Here is a 16,275-nt window from a genome sequence, read left to right on the forward strand (position 1 = left end):
CGTCGCCGCATCGAACACCGGACGCCCCGGCCGCAAGGTCGGGGCGTTTCGCGTTTCGGCCGTCGCGCGAAACCGAAACAATCCGAAACCGGACTTTGGTTACCGGCTTGATCCCCGTCGACTAAGGAAGCGTGGGGCGAAATTCCGCACGCAGAGGCGGAAGCGCGAAGTCGAAGAGAATTCTGGTGCCGGTCACGGAAGACCACAGCGAGAAGACGCTCGTCGGCCCTGCGATCATCGCGGGCGTCGGCGTGCACACGGGCCGCCGGGTGAGGCTGGCCGTGCGTCCGGCCCCCGCGGGCACGGGCATCATCTTCGTACGCACCGACGTGTCGGACCTCGACAACCGCATCCCGGTCTCGGGCGAAGCGGTGATCGACGCGCGCCTGAACACGATGATCGCCAATGAAGCCGGCGTCACCCTGTCGACCATCGAGCATCTGATGGCGGCCTTCGCGGCGCTGGGCGTGTCGAACGCCGTGGTCGAGGTCGACGGACCCGAGCTGCCGATCCTCGACGGATCGGCCCTGCCGTTCGTGCAGCTGCTGGATCGCGCCGGCTTCCGGCGCCAGCCGCGCGCGGTGCGCTACGTCGAGATTCTGGAACCGATCCGCGTGGCGGAGGGCGACAAGTCAGCGTCGCTGCTGCCCTGCGACCGCTACGAAATGCGGTTCGAGATCGACTTCCCGTCCAAGGTGATCGGCAACCAGGTGGTGGATTTCGTGGTGACGGAAGAAACCTTCCGTCGCGAGATCATGGCCGCCCGCACCTTCGGATTCGCGCATGAGGTCGAGGCTCTGCGTCAGGCCGGACTGGCGCGCGGCGGCTCGCTGGAGAACGCGGTCGTGATCGACGGCGACCAGATCCTGAACCCCGGCGGGCTGCGGATGGACCGCGAGTTCGTGAAGCACAAGGCGCTGGACGCCATCGGCGACCTGTATGTGCTCGGCGCGCCGATCCTGGGCCGCTATGAAGGCGTGAAGGCGGGCCACGCCATCAACAACAAGCTGGTCCGCGCCCTTCTGGCCGCGCCGTATGCGTGGCGCGAGGTGGAGCGGGTGCCGGAACTGGCGATGGCGGGCTGAGGCTGCCTGCGGCCGTCAGCCCAGCCTGATCGCGCTCAGCATCCGGCCGAAGTCCGGCTCGCCGTTCAGGAAGGCGCGGCGGTTGGAGTAGAAGCGTGCGGCGTCCGGGCGGGTGTCGTGGCCGGTCCAGGCCGCCTGACCGACGCCGGCCTGCTCCAGACGCCACAGGACGAAGCCCGGCAGGTCGAACAGGCGGCGGTCCTCGCCCGCGCCCAACCGGAAGAAGCGGCCGCTGCCGGGCGCCTGATCCAGAAAGCGGCGCTCGAACGCCTCGTCCACCTCATAGCTGTCCTGCGCGATGCAGGGACCGACGACGGCGACGATGCGCGCGGGATCGGCGTCGGCGGTCTTCATAAGATCGACCGTGGACTGGATGACCCCGCCGAGCGCGCCCTTCCAGCCGGCATGCGCCGCGGCGACGACCCCGGCCTGCGGATTCGCGAGCAGGACGGGGGCGCAGTCGGCCGTCAGGACCCCGCATACCACCCCGGAAGTGGTCGTGGCGACGGCGTCGCCCTCGGGCCGGTCGTCCGGCCATCCGGTTTCGGCCAGCAAGGCGACGGCCGAGTGGATCTGATACGGCCCCGCAAGGTCTCCGAACCGGCCGCCCAGCGCGCCGGCGACGCGGGCGCGGTTCTCGCGCACGGCCGCCGGATCGTCGGACGAGCCGAGACCGCAGTTCAGACCTTCGTAGAGGCCTGTCGACACACCCCCCTCGCGGGTGAAGAAGCCGTGGCGCACGCCCGCCTTGGTCAGCAGCGGGTGGGTGATGGGAACGGGCGTCATCCCTCGAACCCCGGCACGGCCAGGCTGCGGGGCGCGAAGACGACGCAGGCCTTGAACAGCTCGCCCATCTGGTCCGGCGCGGTAAGACGCCGCAGTTGGCGCGCGACCACGGGCGCCGCTTCCGGGCGCGCGGCCGACAGGGCGGCGGCACGGGCCTCGACGCCGAGCCGGCGCAGGAATTCCCCTTGTGGAAGGCATCCGGTGACGTCGGCCCCGGCGTGCAGCGCGGCCTCCAGAACCGTTGGAAAGTCGGCCCACTGGGTCACGTCGGCGGCGCCGGGATCGGCCAGCGGGTCGACCTTCCGGTGTCGCGACAGGGCCTGCAGCGTGTCGCCCGGACCGGGCCGGTCGCGGCCGTAGTCGATCAGCAGGGCGGCCCCCGACGCGTCGGCGATCAACTCCGCGACCGCGCGGCCGAACCCTTCCTGCGCAGCTGAAATCTCGAAAGTCTGCCCGTCCGCCACCTCGAAGGCCGGACGGCGGAAGCCGCCGGTGATCGGCGACAGGACGAAGCCGAGGCCGCCCGTGTCGTCGGCGCCGACGCAGCGTTCGCGCCAGTCGCCGCCGTCGCGCAGGAACTGGCGGGCCGGCAGGCAGTCCAGCACTTCGTTGGCGATCAGGATGACCGGTGCGTCCGTCTCGACCCCGCCGAGGTCGGCCACCCAGCGAGGATGGACGTCGGCGTCCGCCAACATGCGGGCCTGTGCCTGCCGGAGCGGGCCACTGGGCTCGATCAGGATCAGATCGATGGCCTCGAGAAAGGCCGGATCGACTCGCGCGGCGCGCAGGGCGTCGGCCATCAGGGCGCCGTCTCCGGGGCCGACCTCGACGAGACGCAGCCGTTCGGGGGCGCCCAGCCGACGCCACGTCTCGACCGCCCAGAGGCCCAGCAACTCGCCGAACATCTGGCTGACCATCGGCGCGGTGATGAAGTCGCCGGTCGCGCCCAGCGCGGGCCGTGTGGCGTAGTAGCCTGCCCGGGGATCATGCAGGCAGCGGGTGACGAAGGCATCGACGGGCATGGGCCCGGTCAGAGCGATCTCGCGCGCCAGCCGGGCCTTGAGCGTCTCGGTCATGCCGCCGGGGCGATGACCGGCGGCCGGCTGCGCGCCCGCCAGATCAGCCAGACGCCGATCAGGATCATGGGGATCGACAGCAGCATTCCCATGGTGACCGTGTCGCGCAGCATGGCGGGCATGTGGGCGTCCGGCTCGCGGACGGTTTCGAGCACCGCCCGGCTGAGGCCGTACCAGGTCAGGAAGATGCCGGTGACGTAGCCGGGCTTGGACAGCAGGCGCCATTTCCAGACCGCGACCCACAACAGGCCGAACAGCAGCAGGCCTTCCAGGCCGGCCTCATACAGCTGGCTGGGGTGACGCGGCACGTCGCCCGCCGGGCAGCGGCCCCAGGTTTCGAGTATCCGGTCGTTGCAGAAGCGGATCGCCCACGGCACGTCCGTCGGTCGGCCCCAGAGCTCGCCGTTGATGAAGTTGGCCAGGCGACCGAAGAACAGGCCGATCGGCACCGCCGGCGCGACCAGATCGCCGACGCTGAGAAGCGGGGCCTTCACGGCGCGGGCATGGAAGAAGATCGCAAGACAGACGCCGATCAGGCCGCCGTGGAAGCTCATGCCGCCGTCCCACAGGCGGAAAAGCGCCAGATTGTCGGGCCCGGTGAACAGCTGGGCGTAGAGCTCCGGTTTGTAGAACAGGGCGAAGCCGAGACGGCCGCCGCCGATGACGCCCAGCGCCACCCACATGACCAGATCGTCCAGCTGGACCGACGTCAGCGGCGGCCGGTTCGGCGACCAGGCCGCCACGCTCTTCGCCAGCCGCGCGGCATACCACCAGCCGAGGCCGAGACCGGCGACGTAGGCCAGGGCGTACCAGCGGATGGGCAGGGGCCCGATGCTGATCAGGACCGGATCGAACTCGGGAAAGACCAAGGCTGAAGTCTCCGCTGCGACGTGGTCCCCGGCCTTTAGCAAGCGTCGCGGTCGGCGTCGCCTGCTGATCGCCGGCTGCGTCACGCCGACGCCATGTTCGCGGGGGAACAGACGGGGCGGCAAGGTTTCGTTTACCATATGGCAACCGACGCGCCGGACCTTGGACGCAGGAGACATTCAGATGCAGACGCGAAATCCCCTGCTGGACGAGTTCGCCAGGCTGACCACCGGCGCGATGGGGCTGGCGCAGGCGGCGGGCGAGGAGGCGAAGTCCGCCATGCGCGCCCAGACCGACCGTCTGGTCGCCGAGCTGGATCTGGTCCGGCGCGATGAGTTCGACGTGCTGAAGGCCGAGATCGCCGCGCTGCGGGCCGAACTGGCCCCGCTGAAGCCCGCCGCGCCGAAAAAGAAACCTGAGACGGGAAGGTCCACAGGCGCGGTTCCCCCCAAGGACGCAGCCGGTTGAGCCGAATCCGACGCCCCGCCTACGGTCCCCTTGTCGGGTGTGAGTCGCGCCCGTCGACGCTGATGATCGGAAACGCCTGAATGGACGCCGCAAGACCCGACGAGGTCGACGTCGCCTTCGACCCGCTGGACGTGGTCGAGCACGTGCTGAACGCGGAAAACCTGCCGTTCGACCGGACGGACGAGGGCGACCTGGCCTTTTCGCTGGCCGGCGACTGGCGGGATTACGAGTTGTGGTTCGCGTGGCGGCCGGAGGGCGACTGCCTGCAGCTGTGCTGTTCGCTGGACCTGCGCGCCGCCAAGAGCCGCCGCAACGCCGCGCATGAGCTGATCGGGCTGGTCAACCAACGCACCTGGTTCGGGCATTTCGAGCTGTGGCCGGAGGACGGCGAGATCGTCTACCGGACCGCGCTGGCGCTGCCGCACGGCGACCGTCCGACGCTGGCCCAGGCCGCCACCATGATCGACGCGGCGGTGGAGGCGGCGGACCGCTATTTCCCCGCCTTCGACTTCATGATCCGCGGCATGAAGAAGCCGGCCGACGCCATCGCGGCCTGCATGTTCGAGACCGTCGGCTCGGCCTGATGGACCGGCCCGTCGTGCTGGTCGGCTGCGGCCGTCTGGGCTCGGCCCTGGTCGAAGGCTGGATGCGCGCGGGGCCGGTGACGCCGGCCGACCTGATCATTCTGACGCCGTCGGACAAGCCGGTCGCGGAGGCGGCGCGAGCGGCGGGCGCGCGGATCAATCCGGAACCGGAGGCCCTCGCGCAGGCGCGGGTGGTCGTGCTGGCCGTGAAGCCCGCAGCGTGGCGAACGGCGGCGGACGCGCTGCGGGGCAAGTTGGCGCGCGACGCCGTCGTGGTGTCGCTGATGGCCGGAGTTGACGCCGCATCGATCGCCGACGTGCTGGACCGGCCCGTGGCGCGCGTCATGCCGACGACGGCGGTGGCTCAGGCGCGGGGCGTGGCGGCCGTCTGGGCGCAGGACGCGACGGGCAGGTTCATCGCCGCGGAACTGTTCCGGTCGGTGGCCGAGGTGGTGGATCTGGCCGACGAGGAGCTGATGGACGCGGCCACCGCGACGGCGGGCTCGGCCCCCGCGTTCATCCTGGATTACGTGCAGGCGCTGGCCGCCGCGGGGCAGGCGCAGGGACTGGACCCGGCCGCCGCCCTGGCGCTGGCCCGGGGCGCCTTGAGGTCGGCCGCCGCCGGTGCGGCCGGGGACGCGACGCTGGACGCGCTGATCGCGCGGGTGGCCTCCCCCGGGGGCACGACGCGCGCCGGACTGGACGCCTCGCATCAGGCGGTCATGGACGCCGCGCGGGCGGCGATCGACGCGGCGGTCAGGCGGGCGGGCGAGCTCGGCTCAGAGAGCCAGTCGACCTGAGGTCAGGGCCGAGGCGTAGCGGGCATAGGCCCGCTCGGCGTCCTGCCATGTGGTGAAGCCCATCACCTCGGAAATCGAATGGCTGTACCAGTCCCAGCGGGGAAGGGGACGGACCGTTCCGTCCGCCATGACGATTTCGCCGCCGATCTCGGCGCCGCCGATGGAGACGCTGCGCTGGCCGTCGAGGCCCGGCTTGTCCGCCAGCTGCTGGAAAGTCGGCCGGTTCGGACGGACGTCGAGAAGCACCAGGTTGACGGTGGCCCCCTCATAGCCGCCGTGACGGACGAGCGCGCGATGCACGACCTCGCCGAGACGGTCCGCCTGCTTGCGGACGTCGCGCTGGCCCAGGTCGAGGGCGTCGCGGCGAAGTTCGCCGCCGATGTCTACGTTGACCGTCTGGGCCTGGGCCGCCCCCGCGGCGAGCGCGGCGGCGGCGAGGGGAGCGAGGAAGGCGAACTTGCGCATGACGAGCTCCTGAAGCTTTCGAACGACTATGCGCCTGAAATGGCGGTCTGCGAAGCCCGTTCAACCCGGCAGGCGCAGGGCGGCCTTCAAACCTCCGAGATCGCTGCGGCCGAGGGTGATGTCGCCGCCGTGGCCCCGCGCCACGTCCCGGGCGATCGCCAGCCCCAGACCCACGCCCTTGCGGTTCTGGTTGCGGGACGGATCCAGCCGGGAGAAGGGGCGGAAGGCCTCCTCGTGCATGTCGTCGGGGATGCCTGGACCGTCGTCCTCGACCGCGATCTCGACGCCGCCCGACGGCAGGGCACGGGCGGACAGGCGCACGGTCTCGCCGTGAGCGGCGGCGTTGTCGGCCAGATTCGCGAGGGCGCGGCGGAAGGCGAGGGGACGAATGGCGACCGCCAGGTCGCCCGGCGTCTCGACCTCGACCCGCGCGCCGGAGCGCCCGGCGTCGGCGGCGGCGCGATCGAGCAGGTCTCGAACGGACACCGTCTGCGCCGCTTCGCCCGCCTCTCCCCGCGCGAAGGCCAGGTATTCGTCGATCATGTGCTCCATCTCGTCGAGATCGGCGCGCATGGCGGTGGAGCGCTTGAACGCCGGCGCCAGCGCGAGCTCCAGCCGCAGGCGGGTCAGGGGGGTGCGCAGGTCGTGGCTGACGGACGCCAGCAGGGCGGTGCGCTGCTCTATGTGGCGCTGGATGCGCTCGCGCATGGCCAGAAACGCCTGGGCCGCCGCGCGGACCTCGCGGGCGCCGTGCGGCTTGAAGCGGGCGTCGGACTCTCCGCGCCCGAACGCCTCGGCTGCGTCGGCGAGCCGCTCGATCGCCCGCACCTGATTGCGGATGAAGAGGATGGCGATGCCGAGCAGCAGGGCGGTGGCGCCCAGCAGCCAGAAGACGAAGATGTGCGCCTGCGTCGCCACCGCCCGCTCACGCGGGGCGATCACGCGCAGGACGCCGCCGGGTTGCTGCACCTGGATGTCGACGTAGGCGGGGTAGCGGGTGGTGTCGAACCAGAACGGCCGGTCGAGCCGGGCGGCCAGCGCCGATCCGAGCGCACGGTCGACGAGGCCGGTGGGGCCGCGACGGCTCTCCACCGGAAGCACGCGGTCTTCCTGGAAGGCCACGGACAGGGCCATGTAGCGCTCGGCGCGGTCGGCGACTTCGGCCAGGCCGTCCGGCGTGGGGTTGCGCGCGTAGGCGTCGGCGGCCCAGGCGACGTCGCCGGCCAGACCTTCCGACAGGCGCGCGTTCACCGTCTGCCAGTGGGCGTCGAAGAAGGCCCAGGTCACGGCGCCCTGCATGATCATGACCGGGACGACGATGATCAGCAGGGACCGGCCCCACAGCGTCGTCGGCAGCCGCCGCTTCAGCAGCCGCTTGAGGACGGGCGGGGAGGGGATCTTCATCTCAGTCCGGCGCCAGCATGTAGCCGACGCCGCGGACGGTCTGAAGATAGCGGGGGTTCTTGGGGTCCGCCTCCAGCTTGCGGCGCAGGCGGGTCACCTGGACGTCGACGGCGCGGCCGGTGATGTCGGCGGTGTCGGGCGACAGGCTGATGCGCTCGACCGGCGCGTGAGCGTGAATCGCCAGGGTCTTCAACAACTGGGCCTCGGCCTCGGTCAGGCGCTGGGGCTTGCCGTCGCGCAGGAGCTCCAACCGCTCCATGTCGAACACGGCGTCGCCCAGCTTGATCTCGCGCGGGGTCAGGGGCTTGCCGCCGGTGCGGCGCAGGATGGCGTCGATCCGCAGGGCCAGCTCGCGCGGCTCGAACGGCTTGGACATATAGTCGTCGGCGCCCCGCGACAGGCCCTCGATCCGGTCGCCCGGATCGCCGCGCGCGGTCAGCAGCAGCACGGGCGTGGCCGACGTCGCCGCCTGCGCCCGGATCCACGTCGTCAGGTCGAAACCGCTTTCGCCCGGCATCATCACGTCCAGCACGATCAGGTCGAACTCGATCAGCTCGACCAGCCGTCGCGCGGCCGCCGCGTGGGCCGCCCCGGTGACGCGATAGCCTTCGCGCGTCAGGAACTCCTTCAGCAGCTCCCGGATGCGGTCGTCGTCGTCCACCACCAGCAAGTGGCGACCGGAACCCGGACCGGCGACCGGACCCGAGCGCCCGAAAGACCCCCCGGCGGCCATCAGCGCGCCGCCCCGGCGTTGACGGGGGCGGTCGCGGCGGGTCTAACCCGGAGCTGGTAACAGGAGACGACGTTCAATGGCCTTCGTTCCTTTCGACGATCGTGACGGCTGGATCTGGATGGACGGCGATTTCGTGTCCTGGCGGGACGCGAAGACGCACGTTCTGACCCATGCCCTTCACTATGGTTCGTCGGTGTTCGAGGGTGAGCGTATGTACGCGGGCGAAATCTTCAAGCTGACGGAGCATTCCGAACGCCTGAAACGATCCGGCGAACTGCTGGATTTCGACCTTCCGTACAGCGTGGCCGAGATCGATCAAGCCTCAAAGGACACCTGCGCCCGGATGGGCCTGTCGGACTGCTACGTCCGCCCGGTCGCCTATCGCGGGCCGGAACAGGTCAGCGTCACCGCCGGGGCCACGAAGATCCACGTCGCCATCGCCGTGTGGGACTGGCCCAGCTATTTCGACGCCGAGACCAAGGCGAAGGGCATCCGGCTGGAGTGGGCGAAATGGCGCCGCCCCGACCCCGCCACGGCGCCGTCGGCGGCCAAGGCCGCGGGCCTGTACATGATCTGCACCCTGTCCAAGACGGCGGCGGAGAAGCGCGGCTATGCCGACGCCATGATGCTGGACTGGCGCGGCTATGTGGCCGAGGCGACCGGGGCCAACGTCTTCTTCGTGCAGGACGGCGTGATCCACACGCCGCCGATCGACGCCATCCTGGACGGCATCACGCGGCAGACGGTGATCGCGCTGGCGCAGGCGAAGGGGCTGGAGGTGGTCGTGCGCCACATCCGGCCAGAAGAGCTGTCGGGCTTCACCGAATGCTGGCTGACCGGCACGGCGGCCGAGGTGACCCCTGTCAGCGAGATCGGCGAATACACGTTCAAGCCGGGCGCGATCACGCTTGGGCTGATGGAAGACTACTCCCGGCTCGTTCGCCGGGAGGGCTGAGGACCGAAGGCCGGTCCCCAGCTCTTCGCATCAGGCGGCGGCCGGACGCCGGCGCCTGCGAATGGCCCACCACGTCACGGCGGCGATGCCGACGACCGGCAGCAGGATGGAGCCGGCGGTGATCAGGACGGCGAGCATCCCCATCGACAGGCCGAAGGCGTCCTGCAGCGCCTGCACCACCGGCCGCGTGGGGCTGTCGGCGGCCAGCGCGCCGCCCTGTCTGTAGTCGACGGTCAGGGTCGCGGTGCGCACCCGCGTGTCGAGCTGCCGGGCCTCGAGGGCCAGCGCGTCCTGACGGCGGCGCAGATCGGCGAGCTCCTTCTCCACGGCCAGCCGCTGTTCCAGCGTGCCGCCGCGGCGCGCCTGAAGATCCCGGATGCGCGCGGCCAGATCGGCTTCGGTGCGGACGCCCTGATCCGTCGCGTCGATGCGGGCGGTCAGGTCCTCGCCTTCGGTGGCGGCGGTCTCGAGCCGTCCGCCGGCGTCGCGCGCGTCGGCCGCCAGACCGGCGCGGAAGCGGTTGATCCAGTCAGGCTGGCCGCGGAGTTCCAGCCTGCCGCCCGGCCGCCGCGACGACCAGTCGGCCTGAGCCGAGATCACCTGGCAGAAGCCCGGCCCCGCGGCGGTGCAGGTCAGTTCGTGGCGGCTCATCAGTTCGGCGCCCCGATCGCGCGGCACGGACAGGGCATAGGCGAAGCCGTAGGCGATGCGCGCCACCGGCCCGGGCGCCGACGGCGACGAGATCGCGGGCGGACCCGCCGCGACTTCGGTGGTCGCGGCCTCGATCGCCGCCACGTCCATTTCCGCCGCCGCATCCTCTCCGGCCTGCTGGCATGCGGCCAACGTCAGAACGCCCGCCGCGGCGAGCCAAAGTCCCTTGCGCATCGTCGTCTCTCCCTGTCCCGTGCCGATCACGGTTTCGTGATGGCGCGCCCGGATCGGGCCGGATTCAGGGCGGGGACGGAGCGGAAGCGGGGCCGTTTGCGCGCGGTTTGAAGGCTAGGCCCGCGCCACGCGCACGACGACGTCGTCGACCTGAACGCCGCCCCGCTCGACCACGAGGTTCTGATAGCTGCGCTGGCCGTCGGCGGTCTGGGTGCGGACGTCCGCCGCGTCGATGGCGTAGCGGCGGCGCAGGTACTGGGTCAGCTCGCCGGCGGTGATCATGTCGTCGCCGTCGGCGTTGGCCTCGCCGCCCAGCCCGGTGCGAAGGAAGTGGGACAGGTAGCCGCCCGCCTGGAACTTGCCGGCGACGGCGCTGGTCAGGTCTTCCTCCGACGAGAACATGCCCATGACGCCCGGCCGGGTGACGACGTTGCGGGCGAAGCCGCCGGAGAAGCAGCTGTCCAGCACGATCATGGCCATCCGGGCGTTCACCGAGGCGAACATCCGGCCCATCTCCTCGTCCGAGATTTCGCCGTCCGCCATGACGATGGTCTCGGTCTTTCCGTCCGGTTCCATGGCGCTGACCGTGCCGCGCCCCTGCGAGCCGTGGCCGGAGTAGAAGAACAGGAAGATGTCGTCGGGACCCGCCTCCGCGGCGACGCGGGCGAAGGCCGCCTTCACCGCCCCGACGGTGGCGTCGGTGTTGGTGATGACCACGCTGGCGGGGTTCAGCAGGCCGTCGCGGCGCAGGTCCTCGGCCAGCTTCTCGGCGTCCTCGTCGGTGTAGGCCAGGTTCGAGGCGTAGCCGCCGTAGTCGGAAATGCCGACCATCACCGCGAAGATGCGCGGCCCGCCCTGCACGCGCTCCTGGCGGGGGGTGCCCAGGCTCAGGCCGGCGGTCAGCCGGTAGGCCCCGGTCTCGCCGCCGTTGAACGAGGTGACGGCGACGTCGTAGGCGCCGTCCGCCGGCAGGACGAAGTCGATGCGGCTGTTGGTGCCGTCCGGGCCGTCGTCGTTGTTCTCGGCCACGTCGCCCGGCCCGAGCAGGAACAGGTTGGTGTCGAAGGCGGCGCTTTCGGCCGTGATGGCCACGCGCTCTCCGCGGCGCCCGGTGAACTGGTACATGTCGACGAACTGGCCGTCGTCGAGGGTCGCGTCGCCGCGCGACAGCATGCCTTCGCGCACGACGCCGTCCTCGAAGGCGGCGACGGTCGAGGCGGTTTCGGTGGCCGCCACCTCCTCGCCCGCGCGATCGACCGCGAGGACGAAATCGCCCGTCTCGCCCGGCTCGAAACTGGTGGCGACGACCTGGTATTCGCCGTCGGCCGGCAGGGTGACGATCAGCCGGCTGTTGGTGCCGTCCTGACCGGTCTCGTCGTCGTCGTTGGCGGCGGAAAACTCGCCCGGACCCGTGATGAAGACGTACGGATCGAAGCCGGACGAGCGCAGGCGCAGCTCGATGCGGTCCCCGGCGCGGCCGTTCAGGGCGTAGGCCTGCATGTACTCCCCGGACCGCAGCGTGGGCGCGTCGGACGACAGGCTGCCCGATTCCGTCCGGCCGATCGTCAGGGTGGCGCGGCTGGCCACGACGGGGGCCGGCTGCTGTTCCTCGCCCGCTCGGGACAGGAGAAGGGCGTACTCGCCGGTCTCGTCGGCCTGGTAGCTGGTGGCGTAAATCCGCACCTCGCCGTCGGCGGGCATGACGAACTCGACCCGGCTGTTGACGGAGCCCCGGCCGGGCTCGTCGTCGTTGTCCTCCTGAAGGTCGGCGCCGCGGACGATCAGGTAGGGGTCGAAGGCGCCGGAGTTCAGGCGCACGACGTAGGTTTCGCCGGGGGTCCCGCGGAAGGTCCAGCGATCGGTGAATTCGCCCGCGTCCAGACGGTCGTCGCCCAGCGCCAGCCGGCCGGCGCCGGTCTGGCCGAGCGTCAGATCACCGCCGCCTTCCTGGCCCGACCCGGGACCTGCGCCCTCGATGACGCTGATCAGATACTGACCGTCCTCGCCCGGTTCGTAGGTGGTGGCGCTGATGCGGTACTGGCCGTCGGCGGGCAGGCGGACCGTCAGGCGGGCGTTGGTCTCGCCCGAGGCGCGGTCGTCGTTCCACTCCGACAGGCCGCCGGGGCCGCGGAGCATCAGGTAGGCGTCGATCTCCGTCGAGCTCATGTTGATGGTGACCTGCTGACCGGCGCGGCCCTGGAAGGTCCAGACGTCGACGTATTCGCCCGAGTCCAGCTGCTGGTCGCCGTCCTGCAGCCGACCCGCGGCCTCGCCGCCGACCGCGATGCGGGACTGGGCCCGGGCCTCGCCCGCGCCGATCGTCAGCAGCGCCAGCGACGCCGCCAGCCCCAGCAGGATGTTCCGAACCACCGTCGCCATGACCGCTCCCCCAAACAGCGGAACGACGCTACTCCAGCCGCCGCCCCGCTGGGAAGCCGACCGAACCTGACGACGCTTGCCAAGCGCGTGGATGCGGCGTTCTAAGGCAGGGACGCCTAGGGAGGGGCCGCGCCGCATGTTCTCAACCCTGAACGCCCAGGCCCTGTTGGGCGTGATCGTCGTCATCGCCGCCTGCTGGGGCCTGTCGGAGAACCGGCGGCGGTTCCCCTGGCGGCTGGCGCTGGGCGCGGTGGCGGTGCAGGCGGCGCTGGTTCTGGCGCTGTTCGCCATTCCCGGCTCGCAGGGCGTGCTGGCGGCGATCACGGGCGCCGTGGACGGGCTGGCGCGGGCGACGAACGAGGGGGCGAAGTTCGTGTTCGGCCATCTGGCCGGGGGCGACCAGCCGTACGAGGTCACCAACGCCGGGGCGATGTTCACCTTCGCCTTCCAGGTGCTGCCGCTGATCCTTGTGATCTCGGCCCTGTCGGCCCTGCTCTGGCACTGGCGGATCCTGAAGTGGATCACGTGGGGCTTCGGCCTGCTGTTCCAGAAGACCATGGGGCTGGGCGGCGCCTCCGCCCTGGCGGTGGCCGCGAACATCTTTCTCGGCATGATCGAGAGCCCGATCGTCATCCGCGCCTATCTGGACAAGCTGACGCGGTCGGAGATTTTTCTGATGATGGTGGTCGGTCTGGCCACGGTGGCGGGGTCCACCATGGTGGCCTATGCGGCCATTCTGGCGCCGGTCCTGCCCAATGCGGCGGGCCACGTGCTGGTGGCCTCCATCGTCTCGGCGCCGGCCGGCGTGCTGCTGGCGCGCATCATGATCCCGGAGGCGCCCGGAGAGGGCGGCGAGGTCGCCGACTATCGCTCTTCCCTGAAGTACGACAGCGGCATCGACGCCATCGTGAAGGGGACGTCGGACGGCCTCATGGTGGTGCTGAACATTTCGGCCATCCTGATCGTGTTCGTGGCGCTGGTCGCGCTTGTGAACGTGATGCTGGGCGGGTTCTGGCTGTTCGACGGGCCGGTCACGGTCGAACGCGTGCTGGGGTGGCTGTTCATGCCGCTGGCGTGGCTGACGGGGGTGGAGTGGTCCGAGGCCGGCATCGCCGGGCGGCTGCTGGGCGTGAAGCTGACGCTGACGGAGTTCGTGGCCTTCATGCAGCTGGGCGCCGTGCCCGAGGGGGAGATGAGCGAGCGGACGCGGATGCTGATGACCTATGCCCTGTGCGGCTTCGCCAACATCGGATCGGTCGGCATCACGGTGACGGGCCTGTCGGTCCTGATCCCCGAGCGGCGGCAGGAAGTGCTCGGTCTGGTGTGGAAGGCGCTGTTCGCGGGCTTCGCCGCGACGCTGATGGCCGCCTCGGTGGTCGGGGCCTTGCCGATGTCGATCTTCGGCGGATAGTTTCGCAAAGACACGCGCCGGGGCCGACATGAAGCTGTTCACCTCTCACCGCGCGCCCAATCCGCGCAGGGTCCGCTGGGTCATGGCCGAGAAGGGCGTGGAGGGGGTCGAGATCGTCGAGATCGACCTGCTTTCGGGCCAGCATCGCACCCCCGGGTACCGCGAGAAGGTGGGCGTGCCGCACGTGCCGGCTCTGGAGCTTGACGACGGCACGACCATTTCGGAATCGGTCGCCATCTGCCGCTATCTGGAGGCGCTGTTCCCGGAGCCGAACCTGTTCGGGCGGGACGCGCGCGAGCAGGCCGTGATCGAGATGTGGACCCGGCGCTGCGAGATCTATCTGGCCAATCCGATGATGCTGAACGTGCGCTTCAGCCACCCCGCGCTGGCGGCGCTGGAGGCGCCGCAGCCTCACGTGGCGGAATGGAGCCGGGTGGGCGCCGAGAAGTTCATGAAGACCCTGGACCGGCGCCTGGCCGATCACGAATGGATCGCCGAGGATCGGTTCACCATCGCCGACGTGGTGGGCTGCGTCGGCCTGGATTTCGCGCGGCTGATCAAATACCGGCCGCCGGCGGAGTTCGCCAATCTGGCGCGCTGGATGGAGGCGTGCCGCGCCCGCCCGGCGGCGCAGGCGGGCGTCTAGTCCCGCTTCTCGAATTTCCGGATGACGCCGGAGTAGGTCATCAGCACGCGCTCGCCCGTGGTGATCTGGCCCCGGGCGAAGATCAGGCTCTTGCCCGCCTTCACCACCTCCCCCGTCGCTTCGATCAGTTCGCCGACGTAGGCCCCGTCCACGAAAGTCGAGTCCAGCGACACGGTGACGCCGGAGGCGCCCTCCATCTCCTGATAGGCCGTCTGGAACAGGGCGATGTCGGCGAAGGTCATCAGGCAACCGCCGTGCATGCGGTCGCCGGCGTTCATGTGCTTGGGCTCGGCGCGGAAGGCGCAGCGCATGCGGCCGTCGGGGTCGGGGCGGAAGTAGAACGGACCGACGACCTGATCGAAGGTGCCGTGCAGGTCGTAGGTCCGCCAGCCGGCGAACTCGCCTTCGGTGACCGTGATCTTTGCGACCATCTGTTCTTCTCTCCGATGCTGCGATGCGGGATATAGGGCCATGAGCGATCCGATCGAAACCGAGATTTTCGACCTGCTGGCCAAACGTGAGCCCGGCAAGAGCATCTGCCCGTCCGAGGTGGCGAAGATCATCGCGCCGGATCGCTGGCAGCGCGAGATGGGCAAGGTGCGCGCGGTGGCCACGGGTCTGGCGCGACAGGGCCGGCTCGTGATCACCAAGAAGGGCAAGCCGGTGAACCCGGAAGCGTTCAAGGGCGTCATTCGCCTGAAGCTGCCGGACGCCGCTCCGGAGTGAGGACGCGGAGCGCCCTCTTCGGCGTGACGGCGACGCTGGCCCTCGCCGCGTGCGCCCAGCCGGAGGTTCAGACCCGTCTGACGCCGCCGGTCGACTTCACCGGCCCGCGGATGGAGCCGGACGCCTTCGTGGTGCGCGATGGCGCGCGGCTGACGATGCGGAGCTGGGCGCCCTCGGGGCGCGCCCCCGACGTCGTGCTGGTGGCCCTGCACGGCATCAACGACAGTTCGGCCGCGTGGCGTCTCGCCGGTCCGTGGTGGGCCGAGCGGGGCGCGACGACCTACGCCTACGACCAGCGGGGGTTCGGACGGTCGCCCGGTCGCGGCGTCTGGCCGGGTCCGCTGATGCAGGACGACCTGCGCGACGTGGTCGATCTGGTGCGGGCGCGTCATCCCGGCCTGCCGGTGGTCGTGGTCGGCGAAAGCATGGGCGGCGCGGTGGGGATCGCCGCCTTCGCCTCGACCCGGCCTCCCGCGGCGGATCGTCTGGTCCTGTTGGGCCCGGCGGTGTGGGGATGGTCAAGCCAGAGCTGGCTGAACCGCGCCTCGCTGTGGGTCACGGCGCGCGTCGCCGGGACCTATGCCGTCGAGCCGCCGGAGTGGGCGACCCGCGACGTGCTGGCGTCGGACAATCTGATCGAGCTGATCCGGAGCGGGCGCGACCCGGCCTTCATCACCGCCACGCGGTTCGACGTCGTGCACGGTCTGGTGGACCTGATGGAGACGGCGGCGCGTGATCTGGGCCAGACGGGCGTGCCGACGCTGTTGCTGTACGGGGCCGACGACGATCTGGTGCCGAAGCCGGCGCTGCGCCGGGCGCTGGAGCGCGCCGGGCCCGCGCCGGACCTGCGCACCGGCTGGTACCGGGAGGGGCGACATCTGCTCAACCGCGACCTGTCCGCCGTGACCGTCTTCGCCGACGTGCTGGCCTTCGCGCGCGATCCGGAAGCGCCGCTTCCCTCGGGCGCGCCGCCCGTCCTGCCCGAGCTGCGCTCGCGGTGACGTG

General features: G+C 70.7%; 18 protein-coding genes. 9 read left to right on the plus strand and 9 right to left on the minus strand.

The annotated features are described in order from the left end of the window. Nucleotides 1-185 precede the first annotated feature (185 nt). Entirely contained in the window at nucleotides 186-1,085 is a 900-nt protein-coding gene (gene lpxC / locus VGR32_RS06200) for a UDP-3-O-acyl-N-acetylglucosamine deacetylase (protein ID WP_327449157.1), read from the plus strand. A gap of 15 nt (nucleotides 1,086-1,100) precedes the next feature. Here lpxC and VGR32_RS06205 read toward each other — a convergent pair whose 3' ends face one another. From VGR32_RS06205 to lgt, 3 genes are read right to left on the minus strand one after another with little or no spacing between them, the layout of a single operon-like run. Continuing rightward, nucleotides 1,101-1,871 (minus strand): polyphenol oxidase family protein, encoded by a 771-nt coding sequence (locus VGR32_RS06205; protein ID WP_327449158.1) that lies wholly within the window; start codon nucleotides 1,869-1,871, stop codon nucleotides 1,101-1,103. After that, nucleotides 1,868-2,947, minus strand: coding sequence for a class I SAM-dependent methyltransferase (locus VGR32_RS06210; protein ID WP_327449159.1), 1,080 nt, complete (start codon nucleotides 2,945-2,947; stop codon nucleotides 1,868-1,870). Before VGR32_RS06210 ends, VGR32_RS06205 begins: the two co-directional genes overlap by 4 nt. Next, nucleotides 2,944-3,816, minus strand: a complete 873-nt coding sequence (gene lgt / locus VGR32_RS06215; RefSeq protein WP_327449160.1) for a prolipoprotein diacylglyceryl transferase — start codon at nucleotides 3,814-3,816, stop codon at nucleotides 2,944-2,946. Before lgt ends, VGR32_RS06210 begins: the two co-directional genes overlap by 4 nt. Nucleotides 3,817-3,997: 181 nt before the next feature. Here lgt and VGR32_RS06220 point away from each other — a divergent pair, with 181 nt between their 5' ends. The 3 genes from VGR32_RS06220 to VGR32_RS06230 all read left to right on the plus strand — a co-directional run bounded on the left by VGR32_RS06220 (nucleotide 3,998) and on the right by VGR32_RS06230 (nucleotide 5,666). Beyond that, the gene (locus tag VGR32_RS06220) at nucleotides 3,998-4,282 is read left to right on the plus strand and encodes an accessory factor UbiK family protein (RefSeq protein WP_327449162.1); all 285 of its coding nucleotides are present in this window, start codon (nucleotides 3,998-4,000) and stop codon (nucleotides 4,280-4,282) included. 80 nt (nucleotides 4,283-4,362) lie between these two features. Further along, on the plus strand, nucleotides 4,363-4,866 hold the full coding sequence (locus VGR32_RS06225) for a YbjN domain-containing protein (protein ID WP_327449164.1): 504 nt from the start codon (nucleotides 4,363-4,365) through the stop codon (nucleotides 4,864-4,866). Beyond that, the gene (locus VGR32_RS06230) at nucleotides 4,866-5,666 is read left to right on the plus strand and encodes a pyrroline-5-carboxylate reductase family protein (protein WP_327449166.1); all 801 of its coding nucleotides are present in this window, start codon (nucleotides 4,866-4,868) and stop codon (nucleotides 5,664-5,666) included. The genes VGR32_RS06225 and VGR32_RS06230 overlap by 1 nt, the downstream gene beginning before the upstream one ends. Here the strand turns inward: VGR32_RS06230 and VGR32_RS06235 are convergent. Genes VGR32_RS06235 through VGR32_RS06245 form a run of 3 tightly spaced genes read right to left on the minus strand, consistent with a single transcriptional unit; the run spans nucleotide 5,646 to nucleotide 8,268 of the window. After that, nucleotides 5,646-6,131, minus strand: coding sequence for a hypothetical protein (locus tag VGR32_RS06235; RefSeq protein ID WP_327449168.1), 486 nt, complete (start codon nucleotides 6,129-6,131; stop codon nucleotides 5,646-5,648). The two genes, VGR32_RS06230 and VGR32_RS06235, sit on opposite strands and share 21 nt — an antisense overlap. Nucleotides 6,132-6,191: 60 nt before the next feature. Further along, the gene (locus VGR32_RS06240) at nucleotides 6,192-7,535 is read right to left on the minus strand and encodes an ATP-binding protein (protein ID WP_327449170.1); all 1,344 of its coding nucleotides are present in this window, start codon (nucleotides 7,533-7,535) and stop codon (nucleotides 6,192-6,194) included. 1 nt (nucleotide 7,536) lies between these two features. Next, the gene (locus VGR32_RS06245) at nucleotides 7,537-8,268 is read right to left on the minus strand and encodes a response regulator transcription factor (RefSeq protein WP_327449172.1); all 732 of its coding nucleotides are present in this window, start codon (nucleotides 8,266-8,268) and stop codon (nucleotides 7,537-7,539) included. A gap of 76 nt (nucleotides 8,269-8,344) precedes the next feature. On the opposite strand from VGR32_RS06245, the gene VGR32_RS06250 reads away from it, so the two are divergent. Continuing rightward, entirely contained in the window at nucleotides 8,345-9,223 is an 879-nt protein-coding gene (locus VGR32_RS06250) for a branched-chain amino acid aminotransferase (RefSeq protein ID WP_327449174.1), read from the plus strand. A 30-nt stretch (nucleotides 9,224-9,253) separates the two neighbouring features. Here the strand turns inward: VGR32_RS06250 and VGR32_RS06255 are convergent, their stop codons facing one another. After that, entirely contained in the window at nucleotides 9,254-10,108 is an 855-nt protein-coding gene (locus VGR32_RS06255; protein ID WP_327449176.1) for a DUF4349 domain-containing protein, read from the minus strand. Between the two features lie 114 nt (nucleotides 10,109-10,222). Next, nucleotides 10,223-12,487: a pre-peptidase C-terminal domain-containing protein gene (locus tag VGR32_RS06260; protein ID WP_327449178.1), complete on the minus strand. Its 2,265-nt coding sequence runs from the start codon at nucleotides 12,485-12,487 to the stop codon at nucleotides 10,223-10,225. Nucleotides 12,488-12,623: 136 nt separating this feature from the next. Here VGR32_RS06260 and VGR32_RS06265 point away from each other — a divergent pair, with 136 nt between their 5' ends. Next, nucleotides 12,624-13,898 carry a NupC/NupG family nucleoside CNT transporter gene (locus VGR32_RS06265; RefSeq protein ID WP_327449180.1) on the plus strand — a complete coding sequence of 425 codons (1,275 nt, stop codon included), beginning with the start codon at nucleotides 12,624-12,626 and terminating at the stop codon, nucleotides 13,896-13,898. 28 nt (nucleotides 13,899-13,926) lie between these two features. Beyond that, nucleotides 13,927-14,544 carry a glutathione S-transferase family protein gene (locus VGR32_RS06270; RefSeq protein WP_327449182.1) on the plus strand — a complete coding sequence of 206 codons (618 nt, stop codon included), beginning with the start codon at nucleotides 13,927-13,929 and terminating at the stop codon, nucleotides 14,542-14,544. On the opposite strand, the gene VGR32_RS06275 is transcribed toward VGR32_RS06270, so the two are convergent. Then, nucleotides 14,541-14,975, minus strand: a complete 435-nt coding sequence (locus VGR32_RS06275) for a PaaI family thioesterase (protein ID WP_327449184.1) — start codon at nucleotides 14,973-14,975, stop codon at nucleotides 14,541-14,543. The genes VGR32_RS06270 and VGR32_RS06275 overlap by 4 nt on opposite strands. A 40-nt stretch (nucleotides 14,976-15,015) precedes the next feature. Between VGR32_RS06275 and VGR32_RS06280 the strand changes: the two genes are divergently transcribed. Together VGR32_RS06280 and VGR32_RS06285 are read left to right on the plus strand one after the other, a co-directional pair. Continuing rightward, a complete protein-coding gene (locus VGR32_RS06280) occupies nucleotides 15,016-15,270 on the plus strand; it encodes a DUF3253 domain-containing protein (protein ID WP_327449189.1) in 255 nt (84 codons plus the stop codon). Next, a complete protein-coding gene (locus tag VGR32_RS06285; protein WP_327449191.1) occupies nucleotides 15,267-16,271 on the plus strand; it encodes an alpha/beta fold hydrolase in 1,005 nt (334 codons plus the stop codon). The genes VGR32_RS06280 and VGR32_RS06285 overlap by 4 nt, the downstream gene beginning before the upstream one ends. The last annotated feature ends 4 nt before the right edge of the window (nucleotides 16,272-16,275 follow it).

Origin of the sequence: Brevundimonas sp., assembly GCF_035935935.1 — a bacterium.
Classification (GTDB): Bacteria; Pseudomonadota; Alphaproteobacteria; order Caulobacterales; family Caulobacteraceae; genus Brevundimonas.

Excerpts from the sequence above, each read along its gene's own strand:
- VGR32_RS06205 (WP_327449158.1), bottom strand. The coding sequence starts at position 1,871 with ATGACGCCCGTTCCCATCACCCACCCGCTGCTGACCAAGGCGGGCGTG.
- VGR32_RS06210 (WP_327449159.1), bottom strand. The coding sequence starts at position 2,947 with ATGACCGAGACGCTCAAGGCCCGGCTGGCGCGCGAGATCGCTCTGACC.
- VGR32_RS06220 (WP_327449162.1), top strand. The coding sequence starts at position 3,998 with ATGCAGACGCGAAATCCCCTGCTGGACGAGTTCGCCAGGCTGACCACC.
- VGR32_RS06225 (WP_327449164.1), top strand. The coding sequence starts at position 4,363 with ATGGACGCCGCAAGACCCGACGAGGTCGACGTCGCCTTCGACCCGCTG.
- VGR32_RS06230 (WP_327449166.1), top strand. The coding sequence starts at position 4,866 with ATGGACCGGCCCGTCGTGCTGGTCGGCTGCGGCCGTCTGGGCTCGGCC.
- VGR32_RS06235 (WP_327449168.1), bottom strand. The coding sequence starts at position 6,131 with ATGCGCAAGTTCGCCTTCCTCGCTCCCCTCGCCGCCGCCGCGCTCGCC.
- VGR32_RS06240 (WP_327449170.1), bottom strand. The coding sequence starts at position 7,535 with ATGAAGATCCCCTCCCCGCCCGTCCTCAAGCGGCTGCTGAAGCGGCGG.
- VGR32_RS06245 (WP_327449172.1), bottom strand. The coding sequence starts at position 8,268 with ATGGCCGCCGGGGGGTCTTTCGGGCGCTCGGGTCCGGTCGCCGGTCCG.
- VGR32_RS06250 (WP_327449174.1), top strand. The coding sequence starts at position 8,345 with ATGGCCTTCGTTCCTTTCGACGATCGTGACGGCTGGATCTGGATGGAC.
- VGR32_RS06255 (WP_327449176.1), bottom strand. The coding sequence starts at position 10,108 with ATGCGCAAGGGACTTTGGCTCGCCGCGGCGGGCGTTCTGACGTTGGCC.
- VGR32_RS06260 (WP_327449178.1), bottom strand. The coding sequence starts at position 12,487 with ATGGCGACGGTGGTTCGGAACATCCTGCTGGGGCTGGCGGCGTCGCTG.
- VGR32_RS06265 (WP_327449180.1), top strand. The coding sequence starts at position 12,624 with ATGTTCTCAACCCTGAACGCCCAGGCCCTGTTGGGCGTGATCGTCGTC.
- VGR32_RS06270 (WP_327449182.1), top strand. The coding sequence starts at position 13,927 with ATGAAGCTGTTCACCTCTCACCGCGCGCCCAATCCGCGCAGGGTCCGC.
- VGR32_RS06275 (WP_327449184.1), bottom strand. The coding sequence starts at position 14,975 with ATGGTCGCAAAGATCACGGTCACCGAAGGCGAGTTCGCCGGCTGGCGG.
- VGR32_RS06280 (WP_327449189.1), top strand. The coding sequence starts at position 15,016 with ATGAGCGATCCGATCGAAACCGAGATTTTCGACCTGCTGGCCAAACGT.